A 20,443-nucleotide genomic window follows, 5' to 3' on the forward strand; every position below is an offset into this window, starting at 1 on the left:
TTATGGTATTAAAATAACGAATTAGTTTTCTTTTGCATATAACATATTTTCTAAAGAATATATAGTTTCTTTTTTATTGTATTTTGCTGAAATAGGCACTCCATCATCTCTTAATTGTATATCAAGATAATAATTATAATCAATATATTCAAAATATACACTAGGTAATATACTTGCATTCTTAGCATTATATACATTTATTGATACACCAGGATATAAAAGTCCAAGCATTACACTATATCCGTAAAAACCATCTCCTTTAGATAATTCAAAGAATTTTGAAGGTATTTTCACTTTTTGAACATCATTCTCATAATATGTTACAAAATCTCCTTCTATATCTACAGTTCTTTTTAATCCATTATCAGTTCTGCTTCTTTTTCCCCAGTATCCTTTATCTATTCCTTCTCTAGGTCCTGGAGCTTTATCAATCATGCCAACTATTATATCTGAAGTTTTTCTATTTTTTATATATATATATCCTACAGTTTCAAATTCATCAGTAGGAAATTGAATCTCTCCAACCCAATTATCAGAACTTACTATATATCCATAATATCTGTCATAGTATTTATTTTTATTTTCTTCTTTTATGCTGTAAATAGCATTTTTATCAAAATTAACCTTATCAGTTTTATTTGATATTACTAAACCGCTAATTCCACCATCTGATATAACAACATCAACTGAATCATTTCCTGTGCTGTCAGCATTAAAAAATTTCCAAGTAGTATTATATTTAGCATCTAATCCTTTAACTGTATATTCACTTTCAACTGGAATAGGTGAAGTTGAACTATTGGCATTTTTACCACAGCTTATAATTAATAGAAATAGTGAAAATGTAAAGATGTAATATATTGTTTTTTTATCATAGTATATCCTTTATTTTTTTATATATTATCTACCTTGTAAATTGTTTTTACATAATAATATTTACTAAATAGTAATATGATAATAAATATAATAAAGTTATAAATTTATGTGTTATTTTTTTATTATTTTTTTAAAAATTTATGTTTATAAAATAAAAGGCTTGAATCTAATTAAAGACTCAAGCCTTAATATTATTTAATTACTTTAAAGAGATACAAAATATTTAAAAGTTATGCTATTATTAATTGTCCATTATTTTTTATGCATATTTCTAAAGAGTTAGTTAATCTTATTCTGTAGAATTCTATTCTCTTGCTAATTTCAAAAACATAAGCATTATTATATTTTTTCATTATGTTTTTAATTTTGCTTGCTATAGTTTTTGGAAGTATATTTTCAGATAATTTATCATCGCTGCTTATATAGTTCCAAGCTCCATTTTTGTCAAAGTTGATATAAGTTCCGTTACTTAATTTGATTTCATATTGATCCTTCACTTTATCAATATAAACGATTTTAGCCTTGCTGTAATTAGAAGCTATAAATCTTCTGATATTTTCAGGTAATTGGCTAGGTGTAATTTTAATAAAAAGGTTTAAGCTGTTAGTCATATTGTATCTCCTTACAGTTAGTATTTGTAAATTCTCTTTACATTTATAATTATAGCAGAATGTAAAAATTAAGCAATATTTATTTACAAATAATTTACAATAAATTTACAAAACTAAAGTAAAACTAGAGAATAATAATACGTATTATACATAAATTAGCTGTGTAAGAAGAATTGATGTAAAATATATTTACAAATACTATAAAATTGGCTATAAATATAATATTTTTATATGAAAATTAGAAATAAATTGGAAATTCTGGGTTAAAATTGTAATTTTTATAATATACAATAATTATTTTAAGATAAATATATCAACTTTTACAGTTAAAAATTTTATTTACATGCCCCGCCCTTTATTCTTCAAGGCATCACTATGAAATTTTTAATTTATTTTGTTTTTCTACGCTATTAGAAATTTTAGCCCCCGCCCAAGCTTTATTTAATTTTAAAAATATATTTAACGCACGATTAACTTAACTTTGTTTATGATTTTTATTAATAATTGAGAATCGTATTATATTTGTAAATTTATTCAGCGTGCGGTGTAGAGTTATAAAATAAGTAAAAAATTTTTATTGTATATTACTCTCTGAATCATTATCTGAATATTTAGTGAAGATAATATTAAGTTTAGATTGAAGAGCTATAATAGAATAGATATATCCAAACGGTATAAATAACAGTATAGCTAAAACGGCGGCACTTTCACCATAACTGTCTAGTTCTGCTTTTTTGCTCATATCATTAAATACTATAGTTCCATATTTATAGAACCAATATACAGAAAATAATCCGCATGTTATTATTGATAAAACAACAGCCAATGTTGGGTTAATGTATTCCTGTTCCATATAATTATTAACATCATTTGTTGTAACATAAATCCAATAAATAAAATATATACCGCATGTTACTATTGATAAAATTGCTACAGTTAATAATGATTTAGCTTGAAAATTTTTCATAAATATATTCTCTTATAGAATGTTTTTTATTTAGTTTAATATATAAAAATGTATAAGTCAATTATAATTTTCAATATGTAAAGCTAATAATTTTTGTTATCAATAATAAAAAAATCTCAATAAATTCCGCTTGCAATGTTATATATATTATAGTATCATATAGTACAATATAATTATGTTAATATGGTGATAAATGTTTAAGAAAAAAATCAAAGATAATAGTAATAACAATGTAGTAAAGAAGAAAAAATCAAAGTTAAAGAAATTTATATTAACTATTTTTATAGTATGTTTATTCATATCCGTTACAGTAGGTATAATAGGTATTTACTTTGTCGGAGGTGTATATAAAGATTGGGTAGCCAGAAGAGATCAAAGTATGGCTATGCTTGAAGAATACTATGATATAATAGTTATAAGAGGCAATGAAAAAAGGATAAGATACTTTAATCCTTTAAATCCTTTCGGAGATTCTCCTCCTACAAAGATATACGATAGAAATAATATATTGATAGGTGAGTATATGCCTCCAGCTTATGAGGTTGTTAATGTTGATGATATTAACCCTCTTTTGGAACAGACATTGCTTTTAATGGAAGATCAGAAATTCTATTCGCATAAAGGTATTAACTATTTTAGAACAGCCTATTTAGGTATTAGAACTATTTTGACAAGAAAAATAATAGGCGGAGGTTCTACACTTACTCAGCAATTGGCCAAATTATTATTCACTAAAAGCGAAAGAACTATAGAAAGAAAACTTTTTGAAATGTTCGCAGCTAGAGAGATAGAGCAAAAATATACTAAGAAAGAAATTTTGGCTATGTATTTTAATACTGTTTATCTTGGTGACGGAAACTACGGATTTGAAGCTGCAGCCAATCATTATTTCAATAAGCCTTTAAGACAATGCAGATTATTAGAGTATGCTATATTAGTTGGTATGCTTCCAAACCCTACATACTATTCTATAGTTAATAATCCTGATAACAGCAGAAAAAAAGTAGAGCAGATATTATCTAGACTTGTAAAAAATAAAATCATAGATAAAGAAACTATGGAAGCTGAACTTGCTTTATTTGATAAAGAGTATACTAATATTAATAAGCAAGTAAAAGGTGCTCAATGGAAAATGACAGTAAATAGAACACCTTATGTTAATGAATATGTAAGACAGGAATTATTAAATTATTTTAATAAAGATGAGCTTGCATTATCCGGACTTAAAATATATACAACAGTAAATGAAAGATATTACAGAATAGCTGATTCTGTTATGAAAGAAAATATAAGAAAATTGCAGGCTAGTTCTTCAAACAGAAGTTATCAGGGAGCAATGGTATCAATAGACCCAAAAACAGGCGGAGTGCTTGTGATGATAGGGGGAGACGGATACACATTGCAAAATCAATTTAACAGAGCAGTACAGGCAAAAAGACAGATAGGTAGCGTAATTAAACCTTTTATATATTTGTATGCATTTGAAGGGGGAGCACAGCCTTTTTCTACTATGCTAGATACAAATTATAGTTATCCTCAGGGTACAGGAAAGCCTGCATATTCACCTAGAAATTTTGACAGAAGGTATAGAGGCGAAATAACTTTAGAAACAGCATTATCAAAATCTATTAATACAATAGCTGTGAAATTATTAAATGATATAGGACTTTCTTATTTTATAGAACATTCAAGGGAATTTTTTGGAGAAAATGCTTATATACCAAATGCTTTATCTATAGGTTTAGGAACTATGGAAATGAGTCCGCTTGATTTAGCTTCTGCTTATAGTGCATTGGCTAATGGCGGTATTAAATATGAGCCTTATATAGTAGATAAAATAATTGATATGGACGGTAATGAACTTAGCGTTACAGCTTTAGTTGATAGAACACCGCATAAAATAAGTGCAACATCTCCATCATCTTATTATTTTTTAAATACTACTTTACAGAAAGTAATAGCACCAGGCGGAACAGCATATAGAAGTGCTAATACTTATGGATTTAAATATCCTTCATATTCAGCAAAAACAGGAACTACAAGCGAACACAGAGATAACTGGTTTGCTGCATATAATGATGAAATAGTTACAATTACTTGGATAGGAAGCGATAGAAATGATTTGCTTCCAAATAATGTTACAGGTGGAGCTACTACTGCTTTAGCTACATTTCAATATCTTGATGCTATAACTCCATCATCTAAAAGGGAATTTAATTGGCCTGTTCCTAATGATGTATTAATAGTTGAAATTTGTCAGGATTCAGGACTTCCTAGAAATCATACTTGTGTAAATGTAGCACCGCTTACAGTAGGAGGAAATGTTGATCTATCTACTCAATGTCCTATAGACCATATTAGAACAGGTACTCCTAGAAATGACGCAACTAATGATGCTATGATGGAAGATGAGGGAGATTTTTATTATACTCCTTTAGATGAGAATAGTAACAGCTATGATAGCAATCAAAATAATAACACTCAAAACAATAATCAAAATAATAATAATATATATTTACTTCCTGAAGATAATATAGAAGATCCTAGTTTAGGAAATATAAGAAGTTAAAATGAAAAGGGGGCTTGTAAAAGCTCCCTTAAATCTAATTTATATAATTTTTTTCAAATTTATACATTGTTCTATATTAGCATTTTATTGTACATATAAATAAAAAAATAAATGATTTTTATAGTTGGAAATGATTATGCAGTTTATGAAGACTAAAACTATAAAATTACAAAATATATTTAAAAAATTTGTTATTATTGATATAATTATCTGCTTGTATAATAATCAAAAAAAATTAATTTTTTGTTTTATTTATGCAAAAATTTTTTTTAATATAAAATATAATATATAATAATCGGTTATATTATTTATACGAGAAATTTTAAAGGATAAGTATGATTAGTTTTTTTAAAAGTCAATCCACAGAAGCGAGACGCGATTTAATACTTCATGGACCTATTACTAATACCTTGATAATGTTATCTATTCCTACTCTTATAATGAGTATAGTTCAGTCTATGATACCATTAATGGACGGACTTTTTCTTAATAATGTTGCAGGTACTGTTATAGCAAGCAGTGTACATTTTGCAGAACCTATAATCAATATGATGACAGCATTATCTCAAGGTTTGGGTGTTGCTGCTATGGCTATAGTAGGGCAGTATAATGGACTAGGGGACTTTAAAAATGCAAAAAGAATATCCACACAAATAGTTGTTATAGGCGTAATGTTTGGAATTGCTATGGGGCCTACACTTTATGTTGTAAGCATATTAGTATCAATGAATCTTCTTCCTAATATCAAAGAGAATGTATTTACATACTTATCCTTATACAGTTTTGTTATGCCTATGACATTTTTAGCTGCTTTATACAATGGTATAAAAAATGCTAATGGTAAACCGGAAGCTACTCTTATAAGAAGTATAATATTACTACTTTTAAAAGTATTATTTAATTTTATATATGTTTATTTACTTCATTTGGGTGTGGTAGGAAGTGTATTGGCTTCATTTTCAACTTATTCCATAGTAACAGTTTGGATGTATTATGATTTATTCATAAAAAAAGGTGATGATAAATTATCTTTAAAAGAGTTTAAATTTGATTCTGCTGTATTGAAAGAACTTATGATTATAGGTGTCCCTTCTATGCTTAATACATTTTTAACTAATTTAGGATTCTTTCTTATCAATACAGAAGTTGAAAAATATGGAGCTGCTGTATTAAATGGACAGGGTATATCCAATAATATAGTTAATATATGTTTCAATTTTACGGCTGCTTTTGGTTCTGCCGTTACTACAATGGTTAGTATGAATATAGGTGCTAAATATAATGATAAAGCTAGGAAGTCTTGTTATACAGGAATTATAATGTCGGTTATTACGGCTGTTGTTCTTATAGCTATTATAATACCTCTTACGCCTCATCTTACTATATTATTTACTAGAGAGGCTGAAGACTTATATGTAGCCAATAGATCACTTCCTATATTTGCTTTTGGTGTATTGGGTTTTGGTGTGGCTATGGTTTCTCAGGGGGCTTTGATTGGACTTGGAAGGACTAGAATACCTCTTATAATAAGCATACTTAGAATATGGCTTTTGAGATTTATATTTATTCTTTTAACAAGTAAGTATTTATCATATTGGTCAGTATTCTGGGGCAATTTATTTTCAAATACTATGGCTGGAGTAATAGCACTTGCAATAATATTGAGAGTGCCTTGGGTTTCTGTTATTAATTTGAAAACACAAAACAGCCTTGTTTTAAGGACTAGGTTATTTGTAGATTCTTTGGGGGCTAGATTATTCCCTAAAAATATAGGTAAGAGAAAAGATTATGTTCAGAAGATGAGAGATAAATTAAGCAAAATAAAAGACCCTGTTAAACTTGTTTTGTTTAGAGAGAGGGAATTAGAAAAGATAGAGAGAATGCAGGAGAAAGAAGAGAGAGAAAGATTAAGAGAAGAAAAGAGAAAATTAGAAAGGGCAGAATGGAAAATGCAGCTTGAAGAGATGAAAGAATTGAGAGAGAAGAAAAATCAAGAACGTAGAGAATATAATGAAAATAGGAAAAAAGAGAAAGAAGCTAAAAAATTACAAATGAAGCAGGAAGTTCAGTCTAGAAGAGAGGCAAGACATAGATTAAGAGAAGAGAAAAAGATAGAAAGTCAAAAACGCAGAGAAGAGAGAAGAAATTTAAGAAATAAAAATAATGATGCAAAAAATAACTGAGAGAATTGATATTTATGAATAATACAACTTTAGTAATATTAATAGCAGGAAGCTCAAGAAGATTTGCCGGTAAAGTAAAAAAACAATTTATAAAGGTTGATAATAAGCCTATATTTATTCATACTCTTATCAATATGCTTAAATTTAATTTTAATAATGTTGTTTTGGTGAGTTCTGAAGAAGAGATAAAAAATATAAAAAAATATATAGAAAAAGAAGAGCTTATAAAAGAAAAAATAAAGAAGAATATTCATTATATAAAAGGCGGAAGCGAGAGAGTATATTCTGTGTATAATGCTATGACTTTTTTGAATGAGCATAGAGATGATATTAAAACCGATTATGTATTTATTCATGATGGTGTAAGACCTTTAGTGAAGAAAAAAGAAATTACATTGTTATATGAAACAGTTTTGAAATATGATGCTGCTATATTGGCTTCTAAGGTTGTAGATACAATTAAAAAGGTTAATGATGATAAAACTATAACAGATACTATTGACAGAACATATCTTTATAGGGCTGCTACTCCTCAGGGTTTTAAATTTGATAATTATATGAAAGCTATAGAAATGTATATAAATGATAAAGATGCTGGCTTAGTTACAGATGATGCTGAAATATACAGTAAATATTTAGGGGATGTTAAAATAGCTGAATGTTCCTCTGATAATATAAAAATTACTAATAGAGAAGATTTAGATATTTTTATAAAATTAAGATAAAATCATATTAATTATTTGTCTTTTTTTTTATTAAATGATAAAATTTTAATAATAAGTTATTAGGGGCAATAATTTTGAAGTGCAATATCTGTGGTAAAGAAAAAGCTGTATTATATATTCAAGAAATAATAGGTAATGAACGCAGACAAATTCATATATGTAAAGAATGCGAAATGAATGGCAATATTATAGAAAAATGCCTAGAATTAGAGTTCAATAATATTGATACTATATTTCCTAATTATAAATCATTGCCTTCCAAAAAGAAGAAGAAAAAAACTCCGAATTCTAGTAAAATATGTAAAGTTTGCGGATATTCTTTAGATGATTTTCTAAAAACTGGTGTAGTATCCTGTCCTAAATGCTATGAGTATTTTAAATCAGAACTTAGCAAGCATATTAAAAAGATACATAGAGAAAATAAGCATATAGGAAAAATATCCAGCAAAAATTTAACCAATAAAGATATAGAAGCCAAAATTAATAAATACAGAGAAGAAATAGAACTTCTTATAAAAATAGAAAAATACGAAGAAGCTGCTTTGATAAGAGATAAGTTGGAACATTTGAAAAAAGATTTAATATCTAAAAAAACTAAGAGCGAAAAAAAAGATGTCCGTTAATAATACAGCAAATTGGATATACAAAAAAGGTGAAGATGATAATATAGTTTTATATTCTAAAATTTCAATTTATAGAAATATAGATGATATTAGATTCTTTCACAATATGGATAAAGAAGATTTTAAAAATACAGAAAATATTTTAAAATCTAATATAGAAGAATTAAATCTTAATTTATCATATAAAAAACTTATTAATATACCTGCTCTTAATATAAGAATGCTTATAGAAAATCTTACAATACCAAGCAATAAGAATATAGTTCATGCATCATTATTTACAGATGAAGATGAGGATATATCTCTATTAATAAATTCAAATGAGCATTTAGAAATTCAAACTATAGCAAGAGGTTTGGAATTAGAAAATTGTTTTAATAAAGCTTATGAAATAGAAAGTGCTTTGGATCAGAAAATTGATTTTGCTTATGATAAGAAGTTTGGATTTCTTACAAGTTCACCAAATATAATAGGTACGGCTATGAGGGCTGAAGTTTGTGTTGCTGTGCCTTGCCTTGCTTGGAAAACACCGGATAATATAGACTATATAATAAGCGAATGCAATAAAAAAGGGCTTGAAGTTAATGTGAAAAATGGCTTATTAAATATAAGCAATAATATCATGATAGGTGTTACTGAAAAATTTATACTTGATACTATTATAGAAAAGGTTAAAGAGATATCAGAAAAAGAAAAGAAAATAAGAAACAGAATAAAAAAACTTGATAGGGTTAAGGCTGAAGATAGAATATACAGAAGCCATGCCGTATTATTGTCAGCAAGATCTTTAAAATATAGAGAACTTATCAATTATAGTTTGTGGCTTAGATTAGGTATTTATTATGATATTATTGAGAATATAAATTTGGATACTATATATTATATGGCATTTGTTGGAAAGAATGCCCATTTAAAGCATTTATATGAAAAGAGTAATTATTATAGAAATATTGATGAAATTAGGGCTAATGTTATAAGAGATATATTAAAAAATAGTTATTTTATAAAGTTAATTTCTACATTGTATTTAAAATTGAAATTCATACCATAAACATTAAAAGTTAAAATTATATCAGCATTGCATTTTAAACTTTCTGATTTTATAGCATCTAAGGCTGTTTGAAATAAATCCATATATTTTGCTTTAGATTTCATATTCATTTCTCTAGAATCATTTGCAGGAATTTTTATAATATTTGATTCTTCAGATGATACTGAATTAGCAAATATATCACCTGAAGAATTAATTAGGTTTATTTCAAGTTTTTCTATTGGAATCTCAAACGGTAGATTATTTTTTATTTCGAGCAATGTATTTAATGTAATATCAGATAAAGTCATATTATCTATAGAGGCTGATTTTACTGTTATATCAGGCTTATACTTTTCTATATATTCCCTAGTAATTTTATTAGCCTCTGACTTTACTTTGGAGCATGATGCTGCTACAATTAATAATAAAATAGATATTTTTATTAATTTCATTATTCTTTAAATGTCAATTCTTTAGTATAAGGGAAATCAAATTTCATTCCATATATAGTGAATGTTAAAGTTATTTTAGCATCACATTTAAAAGATTTTGATTTTATGGCATCAAAAGCTGTTGTAAATACATCTAAATATTTTGCCTGGAAATCTAAATTAATATCTCTAGCCTGATTTGCAGGTATCTTTAATGTTTCTACAGAAGTGGCTGTGCTAAAAGTTTTTCCTGAAGTATTAATTAGTTCTATTTGAACTTTATCTATAGGTACTTCAAAATCTAAATTATTTTTTATCTCAAAAAGAGTAGTTAAAGTGATATCTTTTAATGTTATGCTTGATATTTTAGCACTTTTCACTCTTATATCAGGTTTATGTTCTTCTATATAGGCTCTTGTGATTTCTCTTGCAGATGACTGTAATGTTTCGCATGAAGATAATACAAATAGCATTGATAATATTGAGATTATAACGGTTATTTTCTTAATCATAATTCATACCCTTTTATTTAATCATATTTATATAACAAATATAACTGAAAATAGTAATATATAATAATGTATTATTATTTATAACTAAAAATAAATTAAACAGAAGTTTATGAATTATATAGATGTTTTATAATATTAAGTATATCAACATTATGTTCATAATTTTTTAAATTTATTGGTATAATAGAAAACATATTTAATTTAGCAGTTATTATATGAATTTTAAATATTGATTTTTTAAAGTTAAAAAAGTTATTTATTAAGTTTGAAAACTCTTTGTTGTATAGTATAATATTAAAAGTAATATCTTTACTTTCTTTTGATTTTATTGATATATTATCGCATTCACCATAGGCAAATTTTTCATTTAAGCAATTAATAAGATTGAATTTTAGATCTTCTAATTTTATTTTTATAGGATAATTATTTTTGATATTTAATGTTATTTGAAAGTATGTGCTGTCCCATTCAAATTTTTGAAGAAGAATATTTTTTATTTTAACATCTACAAGTAATTTCATTATAAAGAGATTATATTATAAAAAAAGTTACAATCTGAATCAGACTGTAACTTTTTATTTTATAATTAAATATTAATTAGCTAATTTTAAATTGCATTCATGCTCTTCTTTTTTGTACATAGCCTGTCTTTTCATAAGAAGATCAAAATCAATTAAATGTCCGTCAAATTCAGGACCTTCAACGCATGCAAATTTAGTTTGATCTCCTACTTTAACTCTGCAGCATCCGCACATACCAGTACCGTCTATCATGATAGGGTTTAAGCTAACAACAGTAGGAAGATTATATTTTTTTGTAAGCATAGCAACAAATTTCATCATAATAGCAGGGCCTATAGCTATAACTTCAGAAATTTTTTCGCCTCTTTCATATATTCTAGTAATCATATCAGTTACAAGACCTTTTTCGCCGTAACTTCCATTATCAGTACAGATAAGAACTTCATCAGATATTTTTTTCATCATATCTTCCATAATGATAAGTGATTTATCTCTAGCACCCAATATAGAAATAACTTTATTACCAGCTTTATGATGAGCTTCTACTATAGGATGTAAAGGAGCAATACCTACACCGCCGCCGACACCTAAAACTATACCATCTTTTTTTTCTATATGAGTAGGTTGACCTAATGGTCCTATGATATCCAATATTTCATCACCAACTTTAAGTCCCATAAGTTTAGTAGTTGAATATCCTATACTTTGAGTAACTATAGTAATAGTACCAGCTTCTGCGTCAGCATCAGCTATAGTTAGGGGTACTCTTTCACCTTTCTCATCTAGTCTGAATATTATAAAATTACCAGCTTTACGATGTTTAGCAATATCCGGAGCTAGTACTTTCATCATGAAAACTTTTTCTGACCATTGCTCTCTGGCAACTATTTTATAGCCCATAAAATTCTCCTTAAATATTAAAAAATAATAAAAATATTATTCTGCTGAAGAAGTATTATTTTCTTCTACTGCCGTATTTTCTTCAGTAGTATTTTTTATTAAATCTGAATGTTTAGGTATTTTTACACCTAATCTTTCTACTAAGCGGGCTTTTTTACCAACTTTATTTCTAAGATAGTAAAGTTTAGCTCTTCTTACTTTAGCTTTTCTTATGATATCAACATGATCTATTCTAGGAGAATTCAATAAGAATATTCTTTCAACGCCTACGCCGTAAGATATTTTTCTAACAATAAAACTTTTATTAATTCCTTTTCCGCGAATAGAAATCACAGTACCTTCATAAGCCTGTAATCTTTCTCTATCGCCCTCGATAATTTTTACCCATACTTTTACTGTATCACCTATTTCAAAAGGTAGTATGGCTTCTTTTTTATATTTTGCTTCTACTAATCTTATCTGTTGATCCATTTGTAATATCTCCTAATTAATTTTATTTATATTAATGTTATTTAATTTCCGTAAGAATCTAAAATAAACAAATATAACATTATAGAATATAGTTGCAATATTCTAACATAATATGTTAATTTTATCAAGTAAAATTCAAAATAAATTTTAATAATATTAATTTTGTAAATTCTCTAAAAATATTATTTTAGAATCAGAAACCTCCCAATTAGTACTAACATTTTTCTTGTATATCATTTCAAACATCATTTTACCGGCATTGTATCCTTCCATGAATACGCCTTCCATAACAGTAAATGATATTATGCCTGATTTTATTAAGTTTTTGATGCTTTCTGCCATACCATGAGTAACTATTTTCTTGTCTTTCAATATGCTTTTATCTATCATATCATAAATTTCCTGAGCATATCTATTGATATAAATTCCTTTGATATTATCTTTAGAACATATTTTTTTTATAGTATGTATGCTGTCTTCTATATTTCCGCAGTAAATAGGTCCTATAATATCTATTTTAGTATATTTTATTCTTTGTAAAAAGCCTTCTAAATACATTCCTGAAGAAATATTATCATCGCCATTATCTATAATAAGAAGTTTTTCATTATCCCTCAAAAGATTAGAAACTATTCCAGCTACTATAGAGCCTTGTTTTATATGATTAGGACCTACATGAGGTATATTTTCAGATAATCTTGTTCCTATAGATATTATATTGATTTTACCGAAATATGGTTTTAGTATATTATGTATTACTTCTCTATTTAAAGGCGTTATTATTAAACCGTCAATATTACCTTTTTCTAAGATATTTTTTAGAGTTTCTATCTGCTTATCTGGAGAATGTATTTCTGTTGGGGTTATTTTTAGATTATAATTATATATAGAATATTCTTTTTGAATAGTATTAAGTCCCCGTACTATTTCTTTTGTGTAGAATTCATTAAAAGAATTAGCTATAAGGCAATGGACTGTTTTTTCTTTTTGATTTGCTAAAGAGCTTCCTATATAATTTTTTTCATAATTCAGCTCTGAAGCCAATTCTAATATTTTGGATTTAGTTTCTTCTTTTATAAACTCGCTTCCGTTTATAGCTCTGGCTACAGTTGTTCGGCTTATTCCAAGTCTTTTAGCTATTTCTTTCTGCGTTACTCTTTTTAGGTTTTTCAATTCTATTACATTATCGTTCATGATGCTTCATACTATCCGAATATTTAGTTATTTATATTATAGTAAAAGTTTTAATTTTTGCAAATATAAATGATATATTTTCATTTATTGAAACATATGTGAAGTTTGTGCTATAATATTAGTTCCTGTTTCAAATTTTAAGAAAGGAAATTTTCCCATTATACCGGCTACAATGCTTGAAGGAGGAGTTGTTGTAAGCCTGTTATATTCTAATACATGATCATTATAAGTGGATATATATTTTTTTTCATCTTCTATTATAGGACGCATTTCATTTAATGCTGCTATATAGTTTTGATTTGTTCTTAAAACAGGGTAATTTCTTGCTGTATAATTAATTTTATTTATATTCTCTGTTATTCTTGCCTGTATATACTGATATTCCTGAAATGTTAATGGCTTTTCTATCAAAGTAGAATCAGCTTCTATTGATTTTATTCTTTCTATATAATTGCTTAAAGAATGCAGTACATATATATCTATTTTTGGTATTACGGATACTGCATTATAATAATTTTCTGAGGCTATATTTTTTTTATAATAAGTATCTAATATAGAGTCCAATGATTCTCTGGATAATTTTTCTTCTGATAAAATAGATTCTTTTATAGAAGTGGTGGAAACTATCATAAATATGCTGATAGCTATTATATTCACTATAATAAATATTACTGCTACCGCAGAACCTCTCATATATTTAATATCTCCAATTTTATTATTTATTATTTAGGTAGAAATTATATATTATATGTCTTATTAATTCAAATTCATTTATATGATAAATTAGTATTTGAAAAGCATATATTTTTACCTTGACTTTTTTACATTATTATATAGAATTATTTCAAAAATCTAGAAAGTAAAGGGTTTTATTATGTTTAAGAATAATATTATAAAAATAGTTGTGGCTTTATCAATAGTTTTAGTTCTATTTATAAGCTGTCAAAAGAAAGAAGAAAAAAACAAATTGTATGTAGGTACTAATGCAGAATTTGAGCCTTTTGAATACAGAGAAGGTGATAAAATAGTTGGTTTTGATATGGATTTAATAGCAGAAGCAGCTAATTTAATAGGTAAAGAAATAGAAATAGTGGATATGCAATTTGATGGTCTTCTTCCTGCTTTAGAAGCTAAAAAGATAGATATTATTGCTGCAGGTATGACAGCAACTGAGGAAAGAAAAAAGTTTGTTAATTTTACAGATCCTTATTATAATTCAAAACAATCTATAGTAGTTCAGGCTGCAAATACAGATATAACTTCTTTTGATAATTTTACAGGTAAGAAAGTAGGTGTTGTTTTAGGATATACAGGAGACATATTGGTAAGCGAAATGCCTAATGTAGAAGTTCAAAAATTCAATAATACTGCAGAAACAATATTAGCTTTGAAATCTCAGAAAGTTGATGCTGTTGTATTAGATTATGAGCCTGCTAAAAATTATGTAGCTCAGAATACTGAATTAAAATTGGTAGAAACTGATGCTGCTGTTGAAGAGTATTCTATTGCTATGAGAAAAGAAGATACAGAACTTCTTGCTCAAATGAATGATGCTTTAAAAACACTTAAAGAAAACGGCACTTATGATGCTTTAATAAGCAAGTATTTTGGGAAATAATATATATTTTATATCTTCTTCTTATTTTCTCGATTTTTTATGAGATCATAAGAAGAGGATATATTTTTTATAAAGGTTTTATTATATGCTTGAATATTTAGAACTTCTAAAGTTAATATTCATATCAAATGAGAGATACATCTATATTATAAAAGGATTATTATTTTCTGTAGGAACAACAGCATGCTCTACTATAATAGGTGTTATACTAGGTATATTAGTTGCATTGCTTCAGCTTTCCGAATTTTATCCATTCAAAAACTCTGCAAAGTTAAAAGATTTCAATCCTTTATCAAAATTGGCATTCTGGTATGTAAATATTTTAAGAGGAACTCCTGTTGTAGTCCAGCTTATGATATGGGCTAATGTTATTTTTGTTGATAGTTTAAGAGATACTCCTATACTTATTATAGCTGCAATTGCTTTTGGAATAAACTCTGGTGCTTATGTTGCTGAAATTATAAGAGCAGGCATACAAAGTTTGGATAAAGGACAAATGGAAGCTGCAAGGGCTTTGGGTATGAATTATTCTATGTCTATGAAAGAAATCATAATACCTCAGGCTATCAAAAAAATACTTCCTCCTCTTGTAAGCGAGTTTATAGCATTGCTTAAAGAAACTTCTGTTGTTGGATTTATAGGTGGAGTTGATTTGCTTAGATCTGCAAACATCATCACAAGTCAAACATATAGAGGAGTTGAGCCTTTAATTGCTGTGGGGATAATATATTTTATACTTACTTCTGTATTTGCTATGATTATGAAGAGAGTAGAGGAGGGTTTGAGAGAAAGTGATTAAGGTAAGAAATTTGCATAAACAATTTGGAAAATTGGAAGTTCTTAAAGGTATAGATGTTGATATTGCAAAAGGAGAAATTATAGCTGTAATAGGACCTTCAGGAAGCGGTAAATCAACGTTTTTAAGATGTTTAAACAGACTTGAAGAACCTTCTCAAGGTGATATTATCATAAAAGGCAAAAATATCATGGATAAAGATACTGATATTAATGTTATAAGGCAGGAACTTGGAATGGTATTTCAGCATTTCAATTTATTTCCTCATAAAACTGTTATGGAAAATATCACTTTAGCCCCTATGAAAGTAAAAAAAATTTCAAAAGAAAATGCTGAGAAAAAGGCTATAGAACTTCTTAATAAAGTAGGGTTGGTAGATAAAAAAGATGTTTATCCAAGCAAACTTTCTGGAGGACAGAAGCAGAGAATAGCTATAGCTAGGGCTTTGGCTATGGAGCCAGATATTATGCTTTTTGATGAGCCTACTTCTGCATTGGATCCTGAAATGATTAAAGAGGTTTTAGATGTTATGATAGAGCTTGCCAGAGAAGGTATGACTATGATAATTGTTACTCATGAAATGGGTTTTGCTAAGAATGTTGCTACTAGAATACTTTTTATGAATGACGGAAAGATACTTGAAGATGAGAAGCCTAATGAGTTCTTCTCTAATCCTAAACATGATAGAGTTAGAGAATTCTTGTATAAAGTATTAAACCATTAATTTTATTATTATTGCTAGCGATAAACTTTTTATTTTTAATATATCTGACAACTAAAGTTATCAGCTGCTCGTTTATCGCTTTAAAAAATTAATATATAATTTATCATATAACAGTTTTATATGTTTTAACCTTAAATTAGTAAAATAAAAAATAATTTTTATTATAAATAATAATAAAAGTTTTTTATATTTAAATAACATATATTTTTAAGGAAACAAATAATGGTTTATGAAATATTTTCTAACAAACTTTCAATAGGCATCATATCTTATGTTGTATTTATAATATCAGCAAGTACTCATGAATATTCTCATGCTAGGACAGCATTTATGTTTGGTGATAGAACTGCTATGAGGCTTGGAAGGCTTACTCTCAATCCTTTGGCACATATTGATATATTGGGAAGTGTAGTTCTTCCTATAATTGCTGCAGTTACAGGTATTCCAGTTATAGGATGGATGAAGGCTGTTCCTGTTAATCCTAATAATTTTAATAATTTTGAAAGAGATCAGGCTTTGGTATCATTTGCTGGACCTTTTGCTAATCTTATGATTGCAACTGTATCATTTATAATAATGAAAATACTCACATTTACAGTTGATGGTACTTTTATAATATATAAAATAATGATGTTTTTAGAGCATAGTAATAACGGTTTATCAAATTTTATGCTCAATGCTTTACCTATAGTTTTAACAATGTTATTTATGTTTTATATGATTAATATAATGCTTATGTTCTTTAATTTATTACCTTTCCCACCATTAGATGGAGGCTGGATATTAAGGTTTTTTCTATCTCCAAAGGGTAAAGACACTTATGATAAAATATATCCTTATGGATTTTTAATACTTTATGCGTTGCTTTTCTTTGGTATATTAAGAACTATATTGGCATTTATACAAACTATATCTCAGCATTTATTAGGAAAGAGTATTAATATTATATTTTCTATATAATGTTTTTTATTATCTATTTAGACTCCACCAACTGCCTTTAGGGGTATAGAACATATATTCTATACCAAAATTAAATGTTGATGTATTAGGGGCATTACCTGTTCCATATACTGTTTTTTGATACGATACGGTCATATATAAAAAGTCTGATATTGTAGCTTTAAATTTAACGAATATATCTAAATAAGAAAGGCTTGACTGTTTTGTATATGGAAATATATAATTAACTCCTGTATATAAAGTTATAAAAGGAGAAGTTATAATCTCTATTCCTCCGGATATCTCACCTGTATTAAGAATATCTTTTAATAGATTATCCCTAGTATCAAAAGTATAGCAAAAGAAGAAATTAAGAGGTATTACTTTAGGAATTCCTGCTAACATTATTGTTGTGTATATATTGAAAGGATCTTTGATTTCAGAATATATATGAGTATTTTTCATAAAACTATAACTCAATCCTACTTTAACGCCTATAGACAAATACCAGTCTAAAAGTGTAGCTTTCATAGTGGCATTAATAGAATCGAAATTAAATTCATCAGTCATATTTGTGGCACTTGTTATGTCATTTCTCCAATCCTGCCTTTGATATGTGAAGCTTGTTGATACCCCTAATTCTAAATATTTAATAGGTCTTACTTTGAAATAAGGCATAAATGTAAAATACAAATCTCTTCTGCTTATATCTTGATTATTAGGATCTAATATTTGTAATTTACCGCTTTGAAACCAGCTATTATATTCAGAAAATATTCCTCCTATACCTACAGAAAACATTTTATTTTTTTCTATAAGAGGAGTTACATCAAAATCAAAATCATTTCTTCTTGCAAAAGATATTTGCGAAAAACAGAATAATATAAAAAATATAAAGTATATAATTGATAATCTATTTTTCATAATATTAGTTAATAATTACTTTTTTAATAATAAATTAATATTTTTTCTATATTGTATCTGTATCTTAAATCTGTAACTAATATTTGATATTTTTGCTGAGTCTTAGCTTCTATTACTAAACTAGCCAATGCTTTTTGAGCATCTGCATAAGGCAAAGAATCTATATTATACATTTTACCATATCTTTCATAAGCCAAGTTAATTTCATCTTCTGTAGGAGTAGGTATAGTTGATCTTATAGTTTTATCTATATAGTGCGATGTAACGGCACTTCTAGTTAAGAAATTTTCTATAGATTTAGCCTGAGGAGTTTCATAAAACCCTTCTTTTTTGGCTTCATACATCATAATTTCTCTAGCTACAAAAGCTTTGAACATTCCTTCTTTAGCCTGAAGTTTTAAAGCAGCTGGAATATTTGCTCCTGCCTGTTTTATAGATTCATCAAACATATTGTTAAATTCTGATAGAGGTACAGTTTCTTCTTCTATAGTAACACAAGGATCTGTATCCATAGAATATTTTACATTATATTTAGTTTTTCCTGTTTCTATGATTTTATCATATTCATTTCTCATACGCTCTTGAAGAATTGTTGTTTCTATTTCCATAGCAACCTGTTCATATCTTACATTAGGACCTACTGCGGCTCTTATTCTTGATATATTATCATTGAAAAATTTTCTTTTTTCAGCATCTGTTACTACAGCGAAAGAATCAGATACTTTACTTTGCATATAGATTTGTGATAATTGATTATCTCTTTCTTTAGCTATTAGTTTTAATACTTCTTCATCTTTATCGTATCCTTCTTCAACAGCTTTCAAATATATTACTTCCTGTTCTATTATTTGAGAAGCAAACTGCCATAATTGAAAATCATTTGTAAGAAGTGCATTAACAGCATTTTCTGGAGCTCCTCTTAAGACAGTAAGATTAGATATTTCAGATAAGCACTCTTCAACAGTTATAAGTTTTTTAATATTTCCTTCTCCATCTCTTATTCTAATTACCCAATTAGTATCCTGTGAGTATAAGAAAGTAGAAAATAAAACTATGCAAAAAATTGAAAAAAATATTCTTTTTATCATAACAAAACAATTCCTAAATTATAAATCAAAAATCCTCATCATCATTTTCTGTGAAATCATCTCTTTTTCTATTTTTACCAGTAAATAAGGCAAATATAGATTTAAATATATTAATAATACTAAAATTATTAGATATATCTGTAGTTATAGAACTGAAATTATTAATACTATTAGTTAAACTGTTAAAAGAATCATGTATACTATCTAATGTTACTTTAACTTTATTGGCTTCGTCATTTACTGTATCTGCAATGCTTCCTATTTTTTCACTAATAGATTCGATATTTTCAAGTATTCTATCGAACCTATTAGTAAATCTAAAATAACCTGCAAGTAAAACAAAAAATATAGCTAATACCAATATCAATATAGAAATAGCTATGAAAGCTAAAGATATAGCTATAACATTAATTTGAAATGTAATATCTTGCATATTAATTATTATTCTTCAACAGTTTCTTCAGAAGTTTTTTTCTTTCTTTTTTCGAAGAAATCATTAGTTCTTTCTTTTCCTTTTTCAACTAACTCTGAAGTTTTTAATACACTTCTATGGTAAATATCATCTACTTTATATTTGATATTGTCCATAGTTTCTTTGATATCTTCTCTTGTTTCTTCACCTGCTTTTGGAGCGAATAATACACCCAATGCTAAACCAGCTGATAAACCTAGTAAAAATGAAAACATACCTGATACTTCTTTAGACATAATAATATCCTCCTAGTTACATAACTTAAC

At 26.9% G+C, this 20,443-nt stretch carries 24 protein-coding genes; 10 read left to right on the top strand and 14 right to left on the bottom strand.

Annotation, left to right across the window (positions count from 1 at the left end; translation table 11 throughout):
* Positions 1–21: 21 nt before the first annotated feature.
* The gene (locus BINT_RS15010; RefSeq protein ID WP_014486752.1) at positions 22–435 is read right to left on the bottom strand and encodes a hypothetical protein; all 414 of its coding nucleotides are present in this window, start codon (positions 433–435) and stop codon (positions 22–24) included.
* Positions 436–700: 265 nt separating this feature from the next.
* On the opposite strand from BINT_RS15010, the gene BINT_RS15015 reads away from it, so the two are divergent.
* Positions 701–856 (top strand): hypothetical protein, encoded by a 156-nt coding sequence (locus BINT_RS15015; protein ID WP_014486753.1) that lies wholly within the window; start codon positions 701–703, stop codon positions 854–856.
* Positions 857–1,106: 250 nt separating this feature from the next.
* Here BINT_RS15015 and BINT_RS01295 read toward each other — a convergent pair whose 3' ends face one another.
* Both BINT_RS01295 and BINT_RS01300 read right to left on the bottom strand, forming a co-directional pair.
* Entirely contained in the window at positions 1,107–1,487 is a 381-nt protein-coding gene (locus BINT_RS01295) for a PepSY-like domain-containing protein (protein WP_014486754.1), read from the bottom strand.
* A gap of 574 nt (positions 1,488–2,061) precedes the next feature.
* Entirely contained in the window at positions 2,062–2,454 is a 393-nt protein-coding gene (locus tag BINT_RS01300; RefSeq protein ID WP_014486755.1) for a DUF4234 domain-containing protein, read from the bottom strand.
* A 193-nt stretch (positions 2,455–2,647) separates the two neighbouring features.
* Here BINT_RS01300 and BINT_RS01305 point away from each other — a divergent pair, with 193 nt between their 5' ends.
* The 5 genes from BINT_RS01305 (at position 2,648) to BINT_RS01325 (ending at position 9,605) form a co-directional block, all read left to right on the top strand.
* Complete coding sequence (locus tag BINT_RS01305; protein ID WP_014486756.1) at positions 2,648–5,023, top strand: transglycosylase domain-containing protein; 2,376 nt, start codon at positions 2,648–2,650, stop codon at positions 5,021–5,023.
* Positions 5,024–5,358: 335 nt separating this feature from the next.
* On the top strand, positions 5,359–7,206 hold the full coding sequence (locus BINT_RS01310; RefSeq protein WP_041177151.1) for an MATE family efflux transporter: 1,848 nt from the start codon (positions 5,359–5,361) through the stop codon (positions 7,204–7,206).
* 14 nt (positions 7,207–7,220) lie between these two features.
* A complete protein-coding gene (locus BINT_RS01315) occupies positions 7,221–7,931 on the top strand; it encodes an IspD/TarI family cytidylyltransferase (protein WP_014486758.1) in 711 nt (236 codons plus the stop codon).
* Positions 7,932–8,005: 74 nt separating this feature from the next.
* A complete protein-coding gene (locus tag BINT_RS01320; protein ID WP_041177152.1) occupies positions 8,006–8,554 on the top strand; it encodes an excinuclease ABC subunit B in 549 nt (182 codons plus the stop codon).
* Positions 8,544–9,605: a guanido phosphotransferase gene (locus BINT_RS01325; RefSeq protein WP_014486760.1), complete on the top strand. Its 1,062-nt coding sequence runs from the start codon at positions 8,544–8,546 to the stop codon at positions 9,603–9,605. Before BINT_RS01320 ends, BINT_RS01325 begins: the two co-directional genes overlap by 11 nt.
* Here BINT_RS01325 and BINT_RS01330 read toward each other — a convergent pair.
* The 7 genes from BINT_RS01330 to BINT_RS01360 all read right to left on the bottom strand — a co-directional run bounded on the left by BINT_RS01330 (position 9,551) and on the right by BINT_RS01360 (position 14,309).
* Positions 9,551–10,039, bottom strand: a complete 489-nt coding sequence (locus tag BINT_RS01330) for a hypothetical protein (protein ID WP_041177153.1) — start codon at positions 10,037–10,039, stop codon at positions 9,551–9,553. The two genes, BINT_RS01325 and BINT_RS01330, sit on opposite strands and share 55 nt — an antisense overlap.
* On the bottom strand, positions 10,039–10,530 hold the full coding sequence (locus tag BINT_RS01335; RefSeq protein ID WP_041177154.1) for an LEA type 2 family protein: 492 nt from the start codon (positions 10,528–10,530) through the stop codon (positions 10,039–10,041). The genes BINT_RS01330 and BINT_RS01335 overlap by 1 nt, the downstream gene beginning before the upstream one ends.
* Before the next feature lie 107 nt (positions 10,531–10,637).
* The gene (locus BINT_RS01340; protein ID WP_014486762.1) at positions 10,638–11,051 is read right to left on the bottom strand and encodes a hypothetical protein; all 414 of its coding nucleotides are present in this window, start codon (positions 11,049–11,051) and stop codon (positions 10,638–10,640) included.
* Positions 11,052–11,123: 72 nt separating this feature from the next.
* Complete coding sequence (locus tag BINT_RS01345; protein ID WP_014486763.1) at positions 11,124–11,951, bottom strand: sulfide/dihydroorotate dehydrogenase-like FAD/NAD-binding protein; 828 nt, start codon at positions 11,949–11,951, stop codon at positions 11,124–11,126.
* Positions 11,952–11,987: 36 nt separating this feature from the next.
* Positions 11,988–12,422 carry a 50S ribosomal protein L19 gene (rplS, locus tag BINT_RS01350; protein WP_014486764.1) on the bottom strand — a complete coding sequence of 145 codons (435 nt, stop codon included), beginning with the start codon at positions 12,420–12,422 and terminating at the stop codon, positions 11,988–11,990.
* 156 nt (positions 12,423–12,578) lie between these two features.
* Positions 12,579–13,616: a LacI family DNA-binding transcriptional regulator gene (locus BINT_RS01355; RefSeq protein WP_014486765.1), complete on the bottom strand. Its 1,038-nt coding sequence runs from the start codon at positions 13,614–13,616 to the stop codon at positions 12,579–12,581.
* Positions 13,617–13,700: 84 nt separating this feature from the next.
* Complete coding sequence (locus BINT_RS01360) at positions 13,701–14,309, bottom strand: LemA family protein (RefSeq protein WP_014486766.1); 609 nt, start codon at positions 14,307–14,309, stop codon at positions 13,701–13,703.
* A 181-nt stretch (positions 14,310–14,490) separates the two neighbouring features.
* Here BINT_RS01360 and BINT_RS01365 point away from each other — a divergent pair, with 181 nt between their 5' ends.
* The 4 genes from BINT_RS01365 (at position 14,491) to BINT_RS01380 (ending at position 17,714) form a co-directional block, all read left to right on the top strand.
* Entirely contained in the window at positions 14,491–15,234 is a 744-nt protein-coding gene (locus BINT_RS01365; protein ID WP_014486767.1) for a basic amino acid ABC transporter substrate-binding protein, read from the top strand.
* A gap of 85 nt (positions 15,235–15,319) precedes the next feature.
* Entirely contained in the window at positions 15,320–16,033 is a 714-nt protein-coding gene (locus BINT_RS01370; protein ID WP_014486768.1) for an amino acid ABC transporter permease, read from the top strand.
* Positions 16,026–16,754, top strand: a complete 729-nt coding sequence (locus BINT_RS01375; protein ID WP_041177155.1) for an amino acid ABC transporter ATP-binding protein — start codon at positions 16,026–16,028, stop codon at positions 16,752–16,754. Before BINT_RS01370 ends, BINT_RS01375 begins: the two co-directional genes overlap by 8 nt.
* Positions 16,755–16,976: 222 nt before the next feature.
* Positions 16,977–17,714, top strand: a complete 738-nt coding sequence (locus BINT_RS01380) for a site-2 protease family protein (protein ID WP_014486770.1) — start codon at positions 16,977–16,979, stop codon at positions 17,712–17,714.
* Between the two features lie 9 nt (positions 17,715–17,723).
* Here BINT_RS01380 and BINT_RS01385 read toward each other — a convergent pair whose 3' ends face one another.
* From BINT_RS01385 to BINT_RS01400, 4 genes are read right to left on the bottom strand one after another with little or no spacing between them, the layout of a single operon-like run.
* A complete protein-coding gene (locus BINT_RS01385; protein WP_014486771.1) occupies positions 17,724–18,617 on the bottom strand; it encodes a hypothetical protein in 894 nt (297 codons plus the stop codon).
* Between the two features lie 23 nt (positions 18,618–18,640).
* A complete protein-coding gene (locus BINT_RS01390) occupies positions 18,641–19,705 on the bottom strand; it encodes a hypothetical protein (RefSeq protein WP_014486772.1) in 1,065 nt (354 codons plus the stop codon).
* Positions 19,706–19,730: 25 nt separating this feature from the next.
* Positions 19,731–20,138: a DUF948 domain-containing protein gene (locus BINT_RS01395; protein ID WP_014486773.1), complete on the bottom strand. Its 408-nt coding sequence runs from the start codon at positions 20,136–20,138 to the stop codon at positions 19,731–19,733.
* 8 nt (positions 20,139–20,146) lie between these two features.
* Positions 20,147–20,413 carry a YtxH domain-containing protein gene (locus tag BINT_RS01400; protein WP_014486774.1) on the bottom strand — a complete coding sequence of 89 codons (267 nt, stop codon included), beginning with the start codon at positions 20,411–20,413 and terminating at the stop codon, positions 20,147–20,149.
* Positions 20,414–20,443 lie beyond the last annotated feature (30 nt).

This window comes from Brachyspira intermedia PWS/A (assembly GCF_000223215.1).
Taxonomy (GTDB): Bacteria; Spirochaetota; Brachyspiria; order Brachyspirales; family Brachyspiraceae; genus Brachyspira; species Brachyspira intermedia.